Source organism: Planomonospora sp. ID91781, assembly GCF_015711595.1.
In the GTDB taxonomy this organism is placed as follows: domain Bacteria; phylum Actinomycetota; class Actinomycetes; order Streptosporangiales; family Streptosporangiaceae; genus Planomonospora; species Planomonospora parontospora.
The window spans coordinates 2,451,466-2,467,196 of sequence record NZ_JABTEY010000001.1; the positions used below are offsets into that span (position 1 = coordinate 2,451,466).

Below are 15,731 nucleotides of genomic sequence, written 5' to 3' on the forward strand. Positions count from 1 at the left end.
GGCGCCGGGAGGAGGCGAGGGCCCTGGAACCGACGGCGGCGCAGGGAGGGGCGAGGGTCCCGGGCACGACGGCGGCCTCGGGCACGACGGCGGTGCCGGGAAGCGGCGGGGATCCCGGGAATGACCGCGGGACCCGGCCGGTTGGAGGGGGCGTGGGCGACGGACTCGAGCGACTTCTGGAGGGCCGGAGGCTCTCGCCGGCGCAGCGGCGGATCGCGCGCTACCTGGACGGCCACCTCGCGGAGGCGATCTTCCTGTCCAGCGTGGAGCTGGCGGACCGGGCCGGGGTGAGCCAGCCGTCGGTGACCAGGTTCGCCATGGCGCTCGGCTTCGCCGGCTATCCCGAGCTCCGGCAGGCGCTGCGCCCCCTCGTCGTCGGCGGGGACGACGGCGCGGCGGGCCCGCACGCGCCCGCCGGTGCGGGGGCGGGCGGCCGGGCCGCCCCGCGCGCCAACGGCCTGCAGGCCGCGATCGACGCGGAGGTCGGCAACCTCCGCGCCGTCCGGGAGGGACTGGCCGACCCGTCGGCCGTCACGGAGCTGGGCGCCGCGCTGGCCGGATGCGAGCCGCTGCCGGTGCTGGGACTGCGCGTCTCCAGCGGCCTGGCCACCACGTTCGCCTACTACGCCCGCCGGATCCACCCGGACGTGCGGCTGCTGGTCCACGGCGGGTCGGAGCTGGCCGACGGGCTGCACGCCGCCCGCCGGGCGGGGGCGGCCTGGCTGCTCGCGGTGGTCCTGCCGCGCTACCCGGCAGAGGCCGTGCGGGCCCTGGCGGACGCCCGCGGGATCGGCCTGCGGACGGCCGTGATCACCGACCGGCGGGACGTGCCGTTCGACGCCGACGTGGTCCTCGCCGCGCCGGTGGGCGAGCGGCTGGTGTTCGACTCGCACGCGGCGCCGCTCGCCCTGGCCATGGTGCTGGTGGAGGCCATGGCGGACGCGGCGCCGCTGCGCACGCAGGCCCGGCTGGAGGAGTACGAACGCATGACCGACCGGGCCGGGATCTTCGTCTGCTGACCGGCGTCCCGGCTCCCGGGGCTCGGCCCTGCCCGTCCTCCGACGGTCCCTGCCCGTCCTCAGAAGGTCCGTGCCCGTCCTCCGAGGGGCCGTGCCCCGGTTCCCCGGCGGCGGACGGAGGCCCGGCCGCCGGGCGCGGGTCTAGCCTGCCAGCTTCCGCAGGGAGCGGACCGACCAGGTCAGGGTGAGCACGCCCAGGACCAGGAAGAGGCCGAAGGCGGTCGGGATGGTGCTGTCGGAGTAGTCGCCGGCGAACATCGCGCGGCCGGCCTCGACCGCGTAGTAGAGCGGGTTGAACCTCGCCGCGGTCTGCATCCAGTCGGGGGCGACCGACATCGGCAGCATCAGGCCGGACAGCAGCATCAGCGGGAGCAGGAAGAACTGCACGATCTGCGACATGCCGTTCTCGTCGCGCACCGCCAGCGCCAGGCCGTACGACAGGTTGGCGGCGAACAGGCCGGTCACCGCCATGAGCAGCAGCATGAGGCCCATCGCGGGCAGGCCGATCCGCAGGCCCATCAGCGCGGCCACGCCCAGGATGACCAGCGACTGGAGGACCAGCATGATCATGTCCTTGGCCACCCGGCCGAGGATGATCGCGGGCCGCCAGGCCTGGCTGACGGCGAGCCGCTCCAGCACCCCGTTGCGGGTCTCGTTTATCATGCCGAACCCGGCGAACATCGACCCGAACAGGGCGATCATCATCAGCGCGGCGGGGGTGAACACGACCAGCGCCTCCTCCAGCGTCCCGTTCGGGGTGATGCTGGTCAGCAGCGGGGCGAACAGCAGCAGGTAGAGGACGGGCTGCATGATGCCGAGGATCGGCCAGGCCGGGTTGCGGCGGAGGTTCCCCAGCTCGTGGCCCAGGAACAGCATCGTGTGGCGGAACATCGGAAGGTCGTTCCTCTCGGGGTCAGGCGGCGTCGCGCAGGGAGCGGCCGGTGTGCTTCAGGAAGACGTCGTCGAGGGTGGCCCGGTCGAGGGAGATGGACCGGATGGCCAGGCCGCCCGCCTCCAGGGCGCGCAGCAGCGCCGGCAGGTTGTGCTCGCCGTCGTCGAGGTAGGCCCGCAGGGACCCGCCCTCCTCCTGCGTCTCCTTGATGTACGGCTCGGCGTCCAGCAGCCCGCGGGCCGCGGCCAGGTCGTCGAGCCGGAGGGTGACGACGTCGCCGGCGACCTCCTTCTTGAGCTCGGCCGCGGTGCCCTCGGCGACGATCCGGCCGTGGTCGACGATGACCAGGCGGTCGCAGAGCGCGTCGGCCTCGTCCAGGTAGTGGGTGGTCAGCAGGACGCTGGTGCCCTGGTCGCGCAGCGCGCGGATCTCGTCCCAGAGGTTGGCGCGGTTCTGCGGGTCCAGGCCGGTGGTGGGCTCGTCCAGGAAGACCAGCGGCGGCCGGTTGACCAGCCCGATGGCCAGGCTGAAGCGCCGCTTCTGCCCGCCGGAGAGGGTCTTCACCGGCCGGTCGGCGATCTCGGTCAGGCTGAAGGCGGCCATCAGCTCGTCGGCGCGGCCCAGGGCCTGCGCGCGGGAGAATCCGGCGATCCGCGCGGCCATGACGAGGCTCTCGCGGCCGGGGGCGTTGTCGTCGATCCCGCCGGCCTGGCCGACGTAACCGATCTTCTCCCGGACCTTGGCGGCCTCCTTCACCACGTCGAACCCGGCCACCCGCGCGGTGCCCGAGGTGGGCACGGTGAAGGTGGCGAGCATGCGGACCGTGGTGGTCTTGCCCGCGCCGTTGGGGCCCAGGCAGGCGAAGATCTCGCCCTCGCCGACGGACAGGTCGATGCCCCGCACGGCCTCGACCTCCTCGGTCCTGCCTCGCCCGCGTCTGGCGGTGAAGGTCTTGCGCAGGTCGTGCGCTTCGATGATCATGATTTCTCCGTGTGTCGGGGGATGTCGAGCATGAACCCTCTCCCTGTGGGAGGGGCAAGCGGTTTTCCGGACGGTGGCCCCGGGCGGGACGGTCAGGGCAGCTCGCCGTTCCTGACCCGTTCGAGGGCGCTGCCGATCCAGTCCAGCTGGGCTTCGAGCTGGGCCGCGTTGAGGCGGAGGGTCTCGTCGATGTGCCGGGGCGCTCCGTGGCCGCGCTTGGCCTCGATCGCCCGCCCGAACATCCCGATCGCGGCCCGCAGCTGCACCGCCCTCGCCTCCATCGCGCCGATCAGGTCGGCGGGGGAGAGCCGGTCCATGAAGGTCAACGCGACCTGGAAGGGGTCCACGATGGGTTTGATCTCCCACCAGTGGCTCATCAGCCGCGTCATGAACTCGGCCCGGCCCGCCTCGGTGATCTCGTAGAGGGTCTTGCCGCCTCTCCCCTCCTCCACGCGGTGGAGGAGGCCTTCGTCGGCCATCTTGCCGAGGCCGTGGTAGATCGACCCGTAGGCCACGTTGGCCCACGTGTCGGTGCCCCACATCTCCAGTCGGCGCCGTACTTCGTATCCGTGCAGCGGGCCGTCGAGGAGCACACCGAGAAGGAGAACACGAGTGGAGGACATATTCAAGTTTTTATTAAAATTTGTATACGGTGTCAACCGTGAGAGAGATAAGACGCGATGACGACGGTGCCCTGCTCGGTTTCGTCCGCGAGGCGGACGGCGGCTGGGAGCCCCTGACGGTGTTCGGCTATCCGCTCGGCGGGCCCCGCGGCGAGGAGGAGGCGCTGGAGGAGGTCCGCCGTTCGGGACTGGAGAAGCCGATGCGGCCCTGGGAGTTCCTCCAGGGCGGGGAGTGGTACCGATGCGTGATCGTGGAGGCCGCGGCGGGGGAGGTGAGGATCCGGCCGCACGACCATCGTTACGCGTCTGATCTCCATGTGCTCACCCTGGAGCGCCCCGGCCCCGAGACGTTCCGGCCGTGCCCATAGTCTTGGCCGCATGTCAGCACGCCCGACCGCCCTGGTCACCGGAGCTTCCCGAGGGGTGGGGGCCGCCGTGGCCCGCGCCCTGGCCCCCACACACGACCTGCTGCTCGGCGGGCGCGACCGCGACGCGCTGGACGGCGTGGCCGCGGAGCTGCCCGGCGCGCGGCCCTGGCCGGTCGAGCTGACCGCCGTCACCGCGGCCGACGTCGCCGGGATCGACCGGCTCGGCGTGCTGGTGCACAGCGCGGGCGTGGTGACGCTGGGGCGGATCGAGGAGACCCCGGCCGAGGTGTGGCGGCGCACGATGGAGGTCAACGTGGTCGCGGTGGCCGAGCTGACCCGGCTGCTGCTGCCCGCCCTGCGGGCCGGCGGCGGGCACGTCGTGCTGGTCAACTCCGGCTCCGGACAGCGGGCCAACCCGACCTGGGGCTCCTACGCCGCCAGCAAGTTCGCGCTGCGGGCCTTCGCCGACGCGCTCCGGCTGGAGGAGCCGGGGCTGCGGGTGACCACGGTCTACCCGGGGCGGGTGGACACCGACATGCAGCGCGGGGTGCGCGAGCAGGAGAACGGCGCCTACGAGCCGGACAGGTACCTGCGGGCGGACTCGGTGGCGCGGGCCGTGCTGGCGGCGGTGACGGCCTCCCCGGACGCCCACGTCACCGAGATCACGGTCCGCCCGTCGGCGGGACCGGCGAACTGACCGCCGGGGGTCCGCGGACCGGCCCGTCGGCGGGACCGGCGAACCGGCCGCCGGAGGCTCGGAGGCGGACCGGTCGCCGCCGGATCCCGCGAACCGTCCGGAGACGCGCGAGGGGCACGGCCCGCCCGGCCGTGCCCCTCGCCTCCGTGCGCTCCCGCCCGCGTCAGCAGCTCAGGTTGCCGCCCGGGGTGACGCCCAGGATCCGGGTGAACCTCTGGTAGGAGTCGATCCGGCTCTGCACCTGCGCCGGGTTGCGGCCGCCGCACTCCAGGCTGCCGTTGATGCTGCGGATCGTCTCACCGAAGCCGCGGCCGTTCACCATCGCGTTGTGCGGCGTCATCGTGCCGGGGCCGCTCTGGGTGTTCCAGTACCACAGGGCGGTCTTCCAGGCGATCGCCGCGTCGGTCTGCACCAGGTTCGGGTTGGCCAGCAGGTTGACGCCGAGCGCGTCGCCCGCCGCCTTGTAGTTGAAGTTCCAGCTCAGCTGGACCGGACCGCGGCCGTAGTACGCCGACTGGCCGGCCGGGCAGCCGTACGGCTGGCTCCGGTCGCAGTAGTGCGAGTAGTTCGCGGTGTTCTGCTCCACCACGTGGACCAGCCCGCCGGTCTCGTGGTTGACGTTGGCCAGGAAGGCCGCCGCCTCCTGCTTCTTCACCGTGTCGCCGCCCGTCTTCGCGAAGCCCGGGTAGGCGCTCAGGGCCGCGGTCAGGCCCTTGTAGGTGTAGAAGGAGTTCCGGTTCGGGAACATCTGGTTGAACTGCGCCTCGCTGACGACGAAGCCCGACGGGTCCGACGGGTTCGACGGGGGCGGGGTCGAGGGGCCGGGGTTCGAGCCGCCGCAGGCGTGCGGCTCCCAGTACCACGTGCTGATGACGGGGTCGTAGCCCGGGTTGTCGTGCTCGGCCCGGTAGTACTTCCCGTCGGTGTACCTGACGATCGAACCGGCGGCGTACCACGTGCCGGCCTTCCAGGCGGGGTGGCTGCACGTCCCGGACGCCGGCGGCTGAGCGGGGGCGGAGCCGCCGCCGCACGCGCCCTTGTCCGCCCAGACGCCGGAGGAGGCGGCTCCGGGGGTCTCGTTCTGGGTCCACCACTTGGCCGACCAGTTGCGCCCCTTGTAGGAGACGTTCGCACCACCCGTGTAGGCCGTCGCGGAGTTCCACGCGGCCGCGCAGTCGGCGGCGGAGGCGGGGGAGGCCGGCCCGGCGACCGTGAGCGCGCCCGCGGCGGCCGCCGCGACGGCGAGGGACGACATGATGCGCTGTCTCGACACCTGATCAACTCCTTGGCGCGGCCCGCGGCCGCGCACGATCGACGATGGTGGACCGGCCCGTCCGCGCGCGCCGCACCGTGGCTTCCGCCGGACGGGCCGGAGACGGGAGGCCCGTGTGCCGGGAATGCTGGCAGACGTCGCCTTAACGGCGCCTTAAGTGATCCTTTCGGGCTGCATATCGGTCCGCCGTATCGCCAATGAATGGATTCATTCACATAATGGGAGGGTGTTCGACGAGATGTGGGGTGCCATCGAGCACCTCGGACGCGACGGCCGGACCGGCGGCTACCTGCGCGACGCGTGGTCGCCCGCCGATCTGGAACTGCGGGAGTGGTTCCGGCAGGAGGCCGCCCGGCGCGGCCTGGACCTGCGCGAGGACCGCAACGGCAACCTCTGGGCCTGGCGGGGCGACCCTTCGCGGCGCCCCGGGGTGGTCACCGGCAGCCACCTCGACTCGGTACGGCAGGGCGGCGCCTTCGACGGCCCCCTGGGGGTCGTGTCGGCCTTCGCCGCCCTCGACCTGCTCGACGCCCGGGGCTTCCGGCCGGGCCGGCCGCTGGGGATCGCCTGCTTCACCGACGAGGAGGGGGCCAGGTTCGGCGTGCCGTGCACCGGCTCCCGGCTGCTCACCGGCGTCCTCGACCCCGACCGGGCCCGCGGCCTGACCGACGACGACGGCTCCTCCCTGGCCGACGTGCTCCGCCGGGCCGGGCGGGACCCCGGCGCGCTCGGCCGGGACGACGAGACCCTCGGGCACGTCGGCGTCTTCGTCGAACTCCACGTCGAGCAGGGCCGCGGGCTGGTGCACGCCGGCGCCCCGGTCGGCGTCGCGAGCGCGATCTGGCCGCACGGGCGCTGGCGGTTCGACTTCCGCGGCCGGGCCGACCACGCGGGCACCACCCGGCTGGAGGACCGCGACGACCCCATGCTGCCCTTCGCCCGGACGGTGCTGCGGGCCCGCGAGGCCGCCCGGCGCCGCGGCGTGGTCGCCACCTTCGGCAGGCTGCGCGTCTCGCCCGGCAGCGCCAACGCCATCCCCGGCCTGGTCAGCGCCTGGCTGGACGCCCGGGGCGGGGACACCGGCGCGGTCCGGGCCCTGGTCGCCGAGCTGACCGAGTCCTCCGGTGCGGAGGTGCGCGAGGAGTCGTGGACCCCGGCCGTGGACTTCGACGCCGCCCTGCGGGACCGCCTGGCGTCGGCCGCCGGGACCGCCGTCGCCGCGGCCCTGTCCTCCGGGCCCTCCGCGCACCGCCCGGCCGCCGGGCCGCCGGCGGAGGACCCGCGGCACCCGGAGGCACGGCACCCGGAGGCACGGCACCCAGAGGGCGGATCCGCCCAGGACCCGGCCGCCGGGCCCGTGCCGGTGCTGCCCACCGGGGCCGGGCACGACGCCGGGATCCTCGCCGCCGCCGGGGTTCCCAGCGCGATGGTGTTCGTACGCAATCCAACGGGCATCTCACACTCTCCGGAAGAACACGCGGAGGCGTCCGACTGCCACCTGGGCGTCGCCGCCCTCGCCGCCACCTTGGAGGAGCTGTGTCGGAGCTGACCTACTGGTGCGAGCTGGCCTGGCTGCCGCCGGGGGAGGTCGCTGCGGGCGTCGTCGTCACGGTCGGGGGCTCCCGGATCACGGCGGTCACGCCCGGCGTGGCCGAACCGCCGGCCGGGGCGGTCCGCCTGCGCGGCCTGACCCTGCCCGGTCTCGCCAACGCCCACTCCCACGCCTTCCACCGGGCCCTGCGCGGGGTGACCCAGGCGGAGAAGGGCAGCTTCTGGACCTGGCGCGAGCAGATGTACGGCGTGGCCCGCGCCCTGGACCCCGACTCCTACCTCCGGCTGGCCAGGGCGGCGTTCGCCGAGATGGCGCTGGCCGGGATCACCTGCGTCGGGGAGTTCCACTACCTGCACCACGGACCGGACGGCACGCCGTACGACGATCCCAACGCCATGGGGCACGCGCTCGTGGCGGCGGCGCGCGAGGCGGGGCTGCGGATCACCCTGCTGGACGCCTGCTACCTGAGCGGCGGGATGGGTGTCGCGCTGGACGGGGTCCAGCACCGGTTCACCGACGGGGACGCCGAGCGGTGGGCCGCGCGCGCCGAGGCCCTGTGCGCCGCCTACGACGGCGCGCCGGACGTGGAGGTCGGCGCGGCCGTGCACTCGGTCCGGGCCGTCCCGCCCGAGCACATGCGCACGGTCGCGGCCTTCTCCCACCAGCACGGGGTCCCGCTGCACGTCCACGTCTCCGAGCAGCGGGCCGAGAACACCGCGTGCGTCGAGATGTACTCCGCCACGCCCGTCCAGGTGCTGCACGAGCACGGCGTGCTCGGCCCGCGCACGACCGCGGTGCACGCCACGCACGTCTCCGAGGCGGACGTCTCGCTGCTCGGGCAGTCCACCACGTACGTGTGCATGTGCCCGACGACCGAGCGGGACCTGGCCGACGGCATCGGGCCGGCGCGGGCGATGTTCGAGGCGGGCTCGCCGATCACGCTCGGCTCCGACAGCCACGCGGTCGTCGACCTGTTCGAGGAGGCCCGCGCGGTCGAGCTGGACGAGCGGCTGGCCACCGAGCGGCGCGGCCACTGGCGGGCCGCCGAGCTGCTGACGGCCGCCACCGCCGCCGGGCACGCCTCGCTGGGCTTCCCCGACGCGGGCACGCTCTGCCCGGGCGCCTGGGCCGACCTGGTCTCCGTCCGGCTCGACTCGGTCCGTACGGCGGGCGGCGGCGCGTCCGCCGGAGGACAGGGCGCGGCCGAGGCCGTGGTCTTCGCCGCCACGGCCGCCGACGTGCACTCGGTGGTCTCCGGGGGCCGCCAGGTCGTCGCCGAGGGGCGGCACGTCCTGGGCGACGTGGGCGCGCTGCTGGAGACCGCGATCGTCGAGGCGCGAGGGGTGGGCGTGTGACGAGCACGGTCTTCGACCGGATCGGACTGCTGTACACCGGCGACCCCGAGCGGGAGGAGGTCGCCGGCGCCGCGCTGGTCGTCGAGGACGGCCGCGTGGTGTGGACGGGCCGGGCGGGGGACGACCCGGGCGCGGACGAGCGCGTGGACGTCGGCGGCCGCTGCGTGATCCCCGGGTTCGTCGACAGCCACGCCCACCTGGTCTTCGCGGGCGACCGCACCGCCGAGTTCACCGCCCGCATGTCGGGGGAGCGCTACACCGCCGGGGGCATCCGCACCACGGTCGAGGCCACCCGCGCGGCCACCGTGCCCGAGCTCGCGGCCGGGACCGCGGCACTGGTGGCGGAGATGCTCGCCCAGGGCACGACCACCGTCGAGATCAAGAGCGGCTACGGGCTCACCGTCGAGGACGAGCGGCGCTGCCTGGAGATCGCCCGGGGCTTCACCGACGAGACGACGTACCTGGGCGCGCACGTCGTGCCCCCCGACGCCGCCTCCGCCGACGACTACGTGCGCACGGTGACCGGGGAGATGCTCACGGCCTGCGCGCCGTACGCGCGCTGGGTGGACGTCTTCTGCGAGCGCGGCGCGTTCGACGCCGACCAGAGCAGGGAGATCCTCACCGCCGGGGTCAAGGCCGGGCTGCTGCCGCGCGTGCACGCCGGCCAGCTGGGGGAGGGGCCGGGCGCGCTGCTCGCGGCCGAGCTGGGCGCCGCCTCCGCCGACCACTGCACCCACCTGACCGACGCCGACGTCGAGGCGCTCGCCTCCGCCGGGGTGGTGGCCACCCTGCTGCCCGGGGCGGAGTTCTCCACCCGCTCGCCGTACCCGGACGCCCGCCGCCTGCTGGAGGCCGGGGTGACCGTGGCGCTGGCCACCGACTGCAACCCGGGCTCCTCCTTCACCTCGTCCATGCCGTTCTGCGTGGCGCTGGCCGTAAGGGAGATGGGGCTGACGCCGCTGGAGGCGGTCCGGGCCGCGACGGCCGGCGGCGCGGCGGCGCTGCGCCGCACCGACGTCGGCGCGCTCACCGTGGGGGCCCGTGCGGATCTGGTGGTCCTGGACGCGCCCTCCTACGTCCACCTCGCCTACCGCCCCGGGGTACCCCTGGTGCTGCAGGTGTGGAAAGGAGGCCGCCGGGCCGTTTGACGGGCGCCATCCCGGGTAATCCGCACCGCTTGTGTCATGGCGGCCGGAGGCATCCTCCTTGAGGAGGAAAGCGAAACCGTCCTCCGGGCGTAGTTCTTTAGGGAATCTTTGCCCTGATCCATGCGTTGATTAGGCAAGCGACGTGTCCGTGCGCGCGGGGCGTATGAGCGAGCGGGCGGGCACGCCATAAGCAGGCGGAGCGAGGTGCCATCGAATGGCAAGGCCGACGGGGAATCGGACGCAGGACCAGCACGTCTCGGATCGGGACCTGCTCGGGACCTACCTGGCGGAGATCGGGCGGGTCCCGCTGCTGACCGCGGAGGAGGAGGTCGAGCTCGCGAAGCGGATCGAGGCGGGCCTCTTCGCGGAGCAGTTGCTGGACGGCGGGTCGACGGAGCCGAGGATCGGCGACGCCGCCGACGAGGAGCTCGAGCGGCTGGCCGTTTCGGGGCGGCGGGCCAAGGATGAGTTCATCCAGGCCAATCTACGTCTTGTGGTGGCGGTTGCGCGCAAATACTCCGGGCGCGGAATGCCGTTGATCGATCTGGTCCAGGAGGGGAACCTCGGACTGGTCCGCGCGGTGGAGAAATTCGACTACCGGCGCGGTTACAAGTTCTCCACCTACGCCACCTGGTGGATCCGCCAGTCCGTGGGCCGGGCGATCCACGAGCAGGCCCGCCCGGTCCGGCTGCCCACCCACGCCGGGGAGCAGATGACCCGGCTGATGCGGGTCCGCCGCGACATGCTGGCCGAGTTCGATGCCGAGCCGACGGACGCCGACCTGGCGGCGGTGCTGGAGCTGCCGATCGAGCGGGTCCGCGAGCTGCGCCGCTGGGCCTCCGACCCGGTCTCGCTCCAGCTCGGGGTGGGCGACGAGGACGAGACGGAGCTCGGCGACATGATCGCCGACGAGACGTGGGCGGACCCCGAGCAGCAGGCCATGGACATCCTGGAGCGCGAGCGCCTGGACCAGTGGCTGACCGGGCTGGAGGGGCAGACGCGCGAGATGCTCCGCTGGCGCTACGGCCTGATCGACGGGCGCGAGCACACGCTCACCGAGGTCGGCGAGCGCTACGGCATCGGCCGCGACCGCGCCCGCCGCATCGAGCGCGACGCGCTGGCCCGCCTCCGCAAGATGGCCACCGCCGCCTGACCTTCTTCCGTTCCCGGCCGGATCCCGTTCGCGGTGGTCCGGCCGGGTTTCTGTGTTGCGCGGCCGCCGCTCCCAGCCCGCCTCCGTGCCCCTCTGCGGGCCGTACGGCCCGCAGCCGTGCCCGCACCGGTCGCCGCACGGAGCAAGGGACCCGCCCCAGTGCGCGTCGGCCCCGGCCGTCACGGGCCGCGGGACCCTGCCGAACGCCGTGCGGGCAAGGACCCGGTCAAGCGGGGGCGTGGTTCCGGGTGGTTGTTGATCGGTGTGTGAGCTGTCCGAAACGAGGCCGAAACATCATTCCGGCGGGTTTCACAGATGTGAAACATGCGCGGTCGCGCCCCGAAACGGCGGGCGAAGACGCTGTGGCGCACGGAAGGGAAAACCTTGGCGGAACCGGTCGGGACGCGTGAGCGGACCGGGGCCCGCGGGGCGAGGCGGACCCCGTCCGTCATGTACGTCAGTGCGCGGCCGGTCGACGAAGCCCTGGAAGCGCCCACTGCGACTGCACAACCGGCCACACGCCAATCGGAAGGAGGGTCGCATCAGATGAAGATCGATGGCGGCTCCACTGCCTGGATGCTCATGAGCACCGCGCTCGTACTGCTCATGACGCCGGGCCTCGCGTTCTTCTACGGGGGCATGACCAGGGCCAAGAGCGTCCTCAACATGATGATGATGTCGTGGGTGAGCATCATCGTGGTGACGGTCGCCTGGGTCCTCTACGGACACTCGCTGGCCTTCGACACGGCCGGCGACGGCGGCTTCCTCAACAAGCTCGTCGGCGGCCTCGACAACATCGGCCTGAGCGGCCTCGTCGACACCGCGACCAAGGACGACGGCACGGGTATGCCCAGCCTCGTCTTCTCCGCCTTCCAGATGACCTTCGCGATCATCACCGTCGCACTGATCAGCGGCGCGCTCGCCGACCGGGTCAAGTTCGGCGCCTGGGTGGTCTTCGCGCTCGTCTGGGCGACCGTCGTCTACTTCCCCGTGGCCCACTGGGTCTGGGGCGGCGGCTGGCTGAGCAACCTCGGCATCGAGGACTTCGCCGGCGGCACGGTCGTGCACATCAACGCCGGCGCCGCGGCCCTCGCGGTCGCACTGGTCGTCGGCAAGCGCGTCGGCTGGCGAAAGGACCCGATGCGGCCGCACAACCTCACGCTCGTCCTGCTCGGCGCGGGCCTGCTCTGGTTCGGCTGGTTCGGCTTCAACGCGGGCTCCGAGCTCGCCGTGGACGGCACCACGGGCCTGGCGTTCATGAACACCCAGATCGCCACCGCGGTGGCGGCCGGCGCCTGGCTCCTCGTCGAGAAGCTCCGCGACGGCCACTCCACCACCCTCGGCGTCGCCTCCGGCGCGGTGGCCGGCCTGGTCGCGATCACCCCGGCCTGCGGCTTCGTCGACCCCTGGGCCGCGTTCGTCATCGGCGCGCTCGCCGGTGTCGCCTGCGCCTACGGAGTCGGCCTGAAGTACAGGCTCGGCTACGACGACTCGCTCGACGTGGTCGGCGTGCACATGGTCGGCGGCGTCGTCGGCGCGGTGGCGCTGGGCTTCGTCGCCGCCTACCCGTTCGCCGACGGCCAGGAGAAGGGCCTGCTCTACGGCGGCCCGATCTCCCAGCTCGGAGTGCAGGTGCTCGGCCCGGTCGCGGTCGGCGCCTACTCCTTCATCGTCTCGTGGATCATCGCCAAGGTGGTCGACAAGACGATGGGCTTCCGGATCTCCGCCGAGGACGAGGTCGCGGGCATCGACATCACCACCCACGCCGAGACCGGCTACGACCTCGGCACCGTCCACTCCTCCGGAGTGGCGTCCCCCAACGGCCCGGCCGTGGTGCCGGCCGCGAAGAAGGTGGAGGCATGAGACTCATCACCGCGGTCATCAAGCCCTTCAAGCTCGACGACGTGAAGGCGGCCCTGGAGCAGTTCGGCGTCAAGGGCATGACGGTCAGCGAGGCCAGCGGCTACGGCCGCCAGCGCGGGCACACCGAGGTCTACCGGGGCGCCGAGTACCAGGTGGACCTGGTGCCCAAGGTCCGGCTGGAGGTGCTCGCCGAGGAGGAGGACGCCGAGGACGTGATCGACGTCATCGTCAAGGCGGCACAGACCGGCAAGATCGGTGACGGCAAGGTCTGGTCCGTCCCGGTCGACACCGTCGTCCGGGTCCGCACCGGCGAGCGCGGCCCTGAGGCGCTCTGACCGGTGAGAGGCGAGACTCGCTCGTACGCCGCGGCCCGCAGGGAGCGGGCCGCGGACGTCGACCGCTGGCTGACGGACCTGCTCCGCACCGCCTGCGGCACGCCGTACGGGCGTCCCGGGAAGGGGCCGGACCCGAGGGACGGCAGGAACGGCGACGAGCGCGGCCCCCTGGGCGGGGTCGCGCTCGTCGCGGTCGGGAGCCTGGGCCGCTCGGAGCTGGCGCCGGGCAGTGACCTCGACCTGGTCCTGCTGCACGACGGGCGCGACGACATCGCCCGCGTCGCCGACCGGGTCTGGTACCCGGTCTGGGACTCCGGGGTCCGCCTGGACCACTCGGTCCGGACCGTGGAGGAGGCGGCGAAGGTCGCCCGGGAGGACCTCAAGGCGGTGCTCGGGCTGATCCAGGCCCGGCACGTGGCCGGGGACCCCGAGCTGACGCGCGCGGCGCGCGAGACCGTGCTCTCCGAGTGGCGGGCGGACTCCCGGCGCCGCCTGGGCGAGCTGCGCGAGGCCGCGGACCGGCGGACGGAGACCAGCGGGGAGCTCGCCTTCCTGCTCGAGCCCGATCTGCGCGACGCGCACGGCGGGCTCCGCGACGTCCAGGCGATGCAGGCCGTGGCCGCCGCCTGGGTCGCCTCGGCCCCGGGTCCCCGGGTCCGCGAGGCCTACGAGCTCCTGCTCGACGTCCGGCACGGCCTGCACCTGGTGACGGCGCGCGGCACCGACCGGCTCGTCCTGCAGGAGCAGGACGCGGTCGCCGGGATGCTGGGCCTGCTCGACGCCGAGGCGCTGATGCGCAGGCTCGCCGAGGCGGGCCGGACGATCGCGCACGCCTTCGACGGCACCTGGCGCACCGTGGACCGGCTGCTGTCGGGGCCCGCGCCGCGGGGGCGCCGGCCGCTCGCCGACGGCGTCGTCGAGCACGGCGGGGAGGTCGTGCTCGCCCGGGGGGCCGATCCGCGCAAGGACCCGGTGCTCGTGCTGCGCGCGGCGGCCGCCGCCGCCGAGGCGGGGCTGCCGCTCGCCCCGGCCACCGTGGCCGCGCTGGCCTCCCAGTCCCCGCCGCTCCCGGTGCCCTGGCCGGACGAGGCCCGCGACGCGCTGGTGGCGCTGCTCGGCGCCGGGCGCGCGGCCGTGCCGGTCTGGGAGGAACTGGACCAGGCCGGAGTGCTGGTCCGGCTGCTGCCCGACTGGGAGCGGGTGCGGCACCGCCCGCAGCGCAACCCCGTGCACCGCTACACGGTCGACCGCCACCTGATCGAGACCGCGGCCGGGGCCGCCGCGTCCACCCGTGAGGTCTCCCGGCCGGACCTGCTGCTCATCTGCGCGCTCCTGCACGACATCGGCAAGGGCTATCCCGGCGACCACTCCGACACCGGCGCGGTCGTCGCCCGCGACATCGGCGCCCGGATGGGACTGCCCCCGGTGGACGTGGAGATCCTGGAGAGAGTGGTCCGCCACCACCTGCTGCTGCCCGAGACCGCCACCCGGCGCGATCTGGACGACCCGGTGACGATCTCCCGGGTGGCCGAGGCGGTCGGCTCGCGCGAGGTGCTGGAGCTGCTCGCCGCCCTGGCCGTGGCCGACGGCAACGCCACCGGGCCCGCCGCGTGGAACGCCTGGAAGGCCTCACTGGTCACGGACCTGGTGCGGCGGGTGCGCTCGGTGCTGTCCGGGACCCCGCCGCGGCCCGCGCCCTCCCTCTCCGCCGGGCAGGCGGCCCTGGCCCGGCACGGCGGGGGGGCGGTCCGGGTCAACGGCGGATCGGTCACCGTGGTCGCCCCCGACCGGTCGGGGCTGCTCTGGAGCGCGGCCGGGGTGCTCGCCGCGCACCGGATGGTGGTCCGCGCCGCCTCTGCGGCCTCGGCGGGGTCCACCGCCGTGATCGAGTTCTCGGTGGTCCCGGAGTACGGCTCGCCGCCCGACCCGGCGACGCTGGAGGCCGACCTGCGGCTCGTCCTGGCCGGCCGGCTCGACATCGAGGAGCGCCTCGCCCGCCGTACCCGCTCGCTGCGACCGGCCCGGGTGCCGGTCGCGCCGCCCCGGGTCACCCTCGTGGACGACGCGTCCACCACGGCGACCGTCGTGGAAGTACGCGCTCACGACCGTCCGGGGCTATTGTGGCGGATTGGTAGAGCATTTGGTGAGTGTGGTCTTGACGTGCGCGCTGCGCGTGTGGAGACTCTCGGCGCAGAGGCGGTGGACGTCTTCTACGTGGTTGACAGGGCTGGACGTCCTCTGACGGACCGGACCCAGCGTGCGCAGGTGAGGGATCAGGTCCTCAGCGCTCTGAGATAACCATCGGAAATCAGTCTTTCGTCGCATCCGTAACGATTAAGTCCGTTTTGTCGGATATGCCGCTTCTGTCCCGTGGGTCTATGGTCTGATGATGGCCACTTGTGTCGTGATGGTGAAGGGTAGCTAGAGCGGTGACGACGGGACCTACCGATAGCGAGACCGCATCGGTGCGCG

Annotated in this window: 14 protein-coding genes; 10 read left to right on the forward strand and 4 right to left on the reverse strand. The window is 73.5% G+C overall.

All coding sequences use genetic code 11. The features are described 5' to 3' along the window. The first annotated feature begins 152 nt into the window (after positions 1–152). Positions 153–1,019 carry a MurR/RpiR family transcriptional regulator gene (locus HS048_RS11215; protein WP_068894984.1) on the forward strand — a complete coding sequence of 289 codons (867 nt, stop codon included), beginning with the start codon at positions 153–155 and terminating at the stop codon, positions 1,017–1,019. A 141-nt stretch (positions 1,020–1,160) separates the two neighbouring features. Here the strand turns inward: HS048_RS11215 and HS048_RS11220 are convergent, their stop codons facing one another. The 3 genes from HS048_RS11220 to HS048_RS11230 all read right to left on the reverse strand — a co-directional run bounded on the left by HS048_RS11220 (position 1,161) and on the right by HS048_RS11230 (position 3,515). Continuing rightward, positions 1,161–1,910 carry an ABC transporter permease gene (locus tag HS048_RS11220; protein ID WP_068894986.1) on the reverse strand — a complete coding sequence of 250 codons (750 nt, stop codon included), beginning with the start codon at positions 1,908–1,910 and terminating at the stop codon, positions 1,161–1,163. Positions 1,911–1,932: 22 nt separating this feature from the next. Then, entirely contained in the window at positions 1,933–2,892 is a 960-nt protein-coding gene (locus HS048_RS11225) for an ATP-binding cassette domain-containing protein (RefSeq protein WP_196466915.1), read from the reverse strand. A gap of 92 nt (positions 2,893–2,984) precedes the next feature. Continuing rightward, positions 2,985–3,515 carry a PadR family transcriptional regulator gene (locus HS048_RS11230; protein WP_196466916.1) on the reverse strand — a complete coding sequence of 177 codons (531 nt, stop codon included), beginning with the start codon at positions 3,513–3,515 and terminating at the stop codon, positions 2,985–2,987. A 38-nt stretch (positions 3,516–3,553) separates the two neighbouring features. On the opposite strand from HS048_RS11230, the gene HS048_RS11235 reads away from it, so the two are divergent. Together HS048_RS11235 and HS048_RS11240 are read left to right on the forward strand one after the other, a co-directional pair. Then, positions 3,554–3,883 carry a hypothetical protein gene (locus HS048_RS11235; RefSeq protein WP_196466917.1) on the forward strand — a complete coding sequence of 110 codons (330 nt, stop codon included), beginning with the start codon at positions 3,554–3,556 and terminating at the stop codon, positions 3,881–3,883. A 10-nt stretch (positions 3,884–3,893) separates the two neighbouring features. After that, on the forward strand, positions 3,894–4,580 hold the full coding sequence (locus HS048_RS11240) for an SDR family oxidoreductase (RefSeq protein WP_068894991.1): 687 nt from the start codon (positions 3,894–3,896) through the stop codon (positions 4,578–4,580). Between the two features lie 163 nt (positions 4,581–4,743). Here the strand turns inward: HS048_RS11240 and HS048_RS11245 are convergent, their stop codons facing one another. Next, complete coding sequence (locus HS048_RS11245; RefSeq protein ID WP_068894992.1) at positions 4,744–5,853, reverse strand: glycoside hydrolase family 19 protein; 1,110 nt, start codon at positions 5,851–5,853, stop codon at positions 4,744–4,746. Between the two features lie 238 nt (positions 5,854–6,091). Between HS048_RS11245 and HS048_RS11250 the strand changes: the two genes are divergently transcribed. From HS048_RS11250 to HS048_RS11280, 7 genes are all read left to right on the forward strand, one after another. Beyond that, the gene (locus tag HS048_RS11250; protein ID WP_196467863.1) at positions 6,092–7,402 is read left to right on the forward strand and encodes an allantoate amidohydrolase; all 1,311 of its coding nucleotides are present in this window, start codon (positions 6,092–6,094) and stop codon (positions 7,400–7,402) included. Further along, entirely contained in the window at positions 7,390–8,760 is a 1,371-nt protein-coding gene (locus HS048_RS11255) for a formimidoylglutamate deiminase (RefSeq protein ID WP_068894994.1), read from the forward strand. The genes HS048_RS11250 and HS048_RS11255 overlap by 13 nt, the downstream gene beginning before the upstream one ends. Then, positions 8,757–9,908 carry an imidazolonepropionase gene (gene hutI, locus HS048_RS11260; protein ID WP_191895914.1) on the forward strand — a complete coding sequence of 384 codons (1,152 nt, stop codon included), beginning with the start codon at positions 8,757–8,759 and terminating at the stop codon, positions 9,906–9,908. The genes HS048_RS11255 and hutI overlap by 4 nt, the downstream gene beginning before the upstream one ends. 214 nt (positions 9,909–10,122) lie before the next feature. Further along, complete coding sequence (locus HS048_RS11265) at positions 10,123–11,061, forward strand: RNA polymerase sigma factor RpoD/SigA (protein WP_068894996.1); 939 nt, start codon at positions 10,123–10,125, stop codon at positions 11,059–11,061. 546 nt (positions 11,062–11,607) lie between these two features. After that, the gene (locus HS048_RS11270; RefSeq protein ID WP_068895017.1) at positions 11,608–12,924 is read left to right on the forward strand and encodes an ammonium transporter; all 1,317 of its coding nucleotides are present in this window, start codon (positions 11,608–11,610) and stop codon (positions 12,922–12,924) included. Further along, entirely contained in the window at positions 12,921–13,259 is a 339-nt protein-coding gene (locus tag HS048_RS11275; RefSeq protein ID WP_068895019.1) for a P-II family nitrogen regulator, read from the forward strand. Before HS048_RS11270 ends, HS048_RS11275 begins: the two co-directional genes overlap by 4 nt. Positions 13,260–13,262: 3 nt before the next feature. Continuing rightward, the gene (locus HS048_RS11280) at positions 13,263–15,557 is read left to right on the forward strand and encodes a [protein-PII] uridylyltransferase (RefSeq protein ID WP_196466918.1); all 2,295 of its coding nucleotides are present in this window, start codon (positions 13,263–13,265) and stop codon (positions 15,555–15,557) included. Positions 15,558–15,731 lie beyond the last annotated feature (174 nt).

Coding starts and splice junctions, on each gene's coding strand:
- HS048_RS11275 (WP_068895019.1), top strand. CDS start 12,921: ATGAGACTCATCACCGCGGTCATCAAGCCCTTCAAGCTCGACGACGTG.
- HS048_RS11265 (WP_068894996.1), top strand. CDS start 10,123: ATGGCAAGGCCGACGGGGAATCGGACGCAGGACCAGCACGTCTCGGAT.
- HS048_RS11250 (WP_196467863.1), top strand. CDS start 6,092: ATGTGGGGTGCCATCGAGCACCTCGGACGCGACGGCCGGACCGGCGGC.
- HS048_RS11220 (WP_068894986.1), bottom strand. CDS start 1,910: ATGTTCCGCCACACGATGCTGTTCCTGGGCCACGAGCTGGGGAACCTC.
- HS048_RS11225 (WP_196466915.1), bottom strand. CDS start 2,892: ATGATCATCGAAGCGCACGACCTGCGCAAGACCTTCACCGCCAGACGC.
- HS048_RS11240 (WP_068894991.1), top strand. CDS start 3,894: ATGTCAGCACGCCCGACCGCCCTGGTCACCGGAGCTTCCCGAGGGGTG.
- HS048_RS11270 (WP_068895017.1), top strand. CDS start 11,608: ATGAAGATCGATGGCGGCTCCACTGCCTGGATGCTCATGAGCACCGCG.
- HS048_RS11230 (WP_196466916.1), bottom strand. CDS start 3,515: ATGTCCTCCACTCGTGTTCTCCTTCTCGGTGTGCTCCTCGACGGCCCG.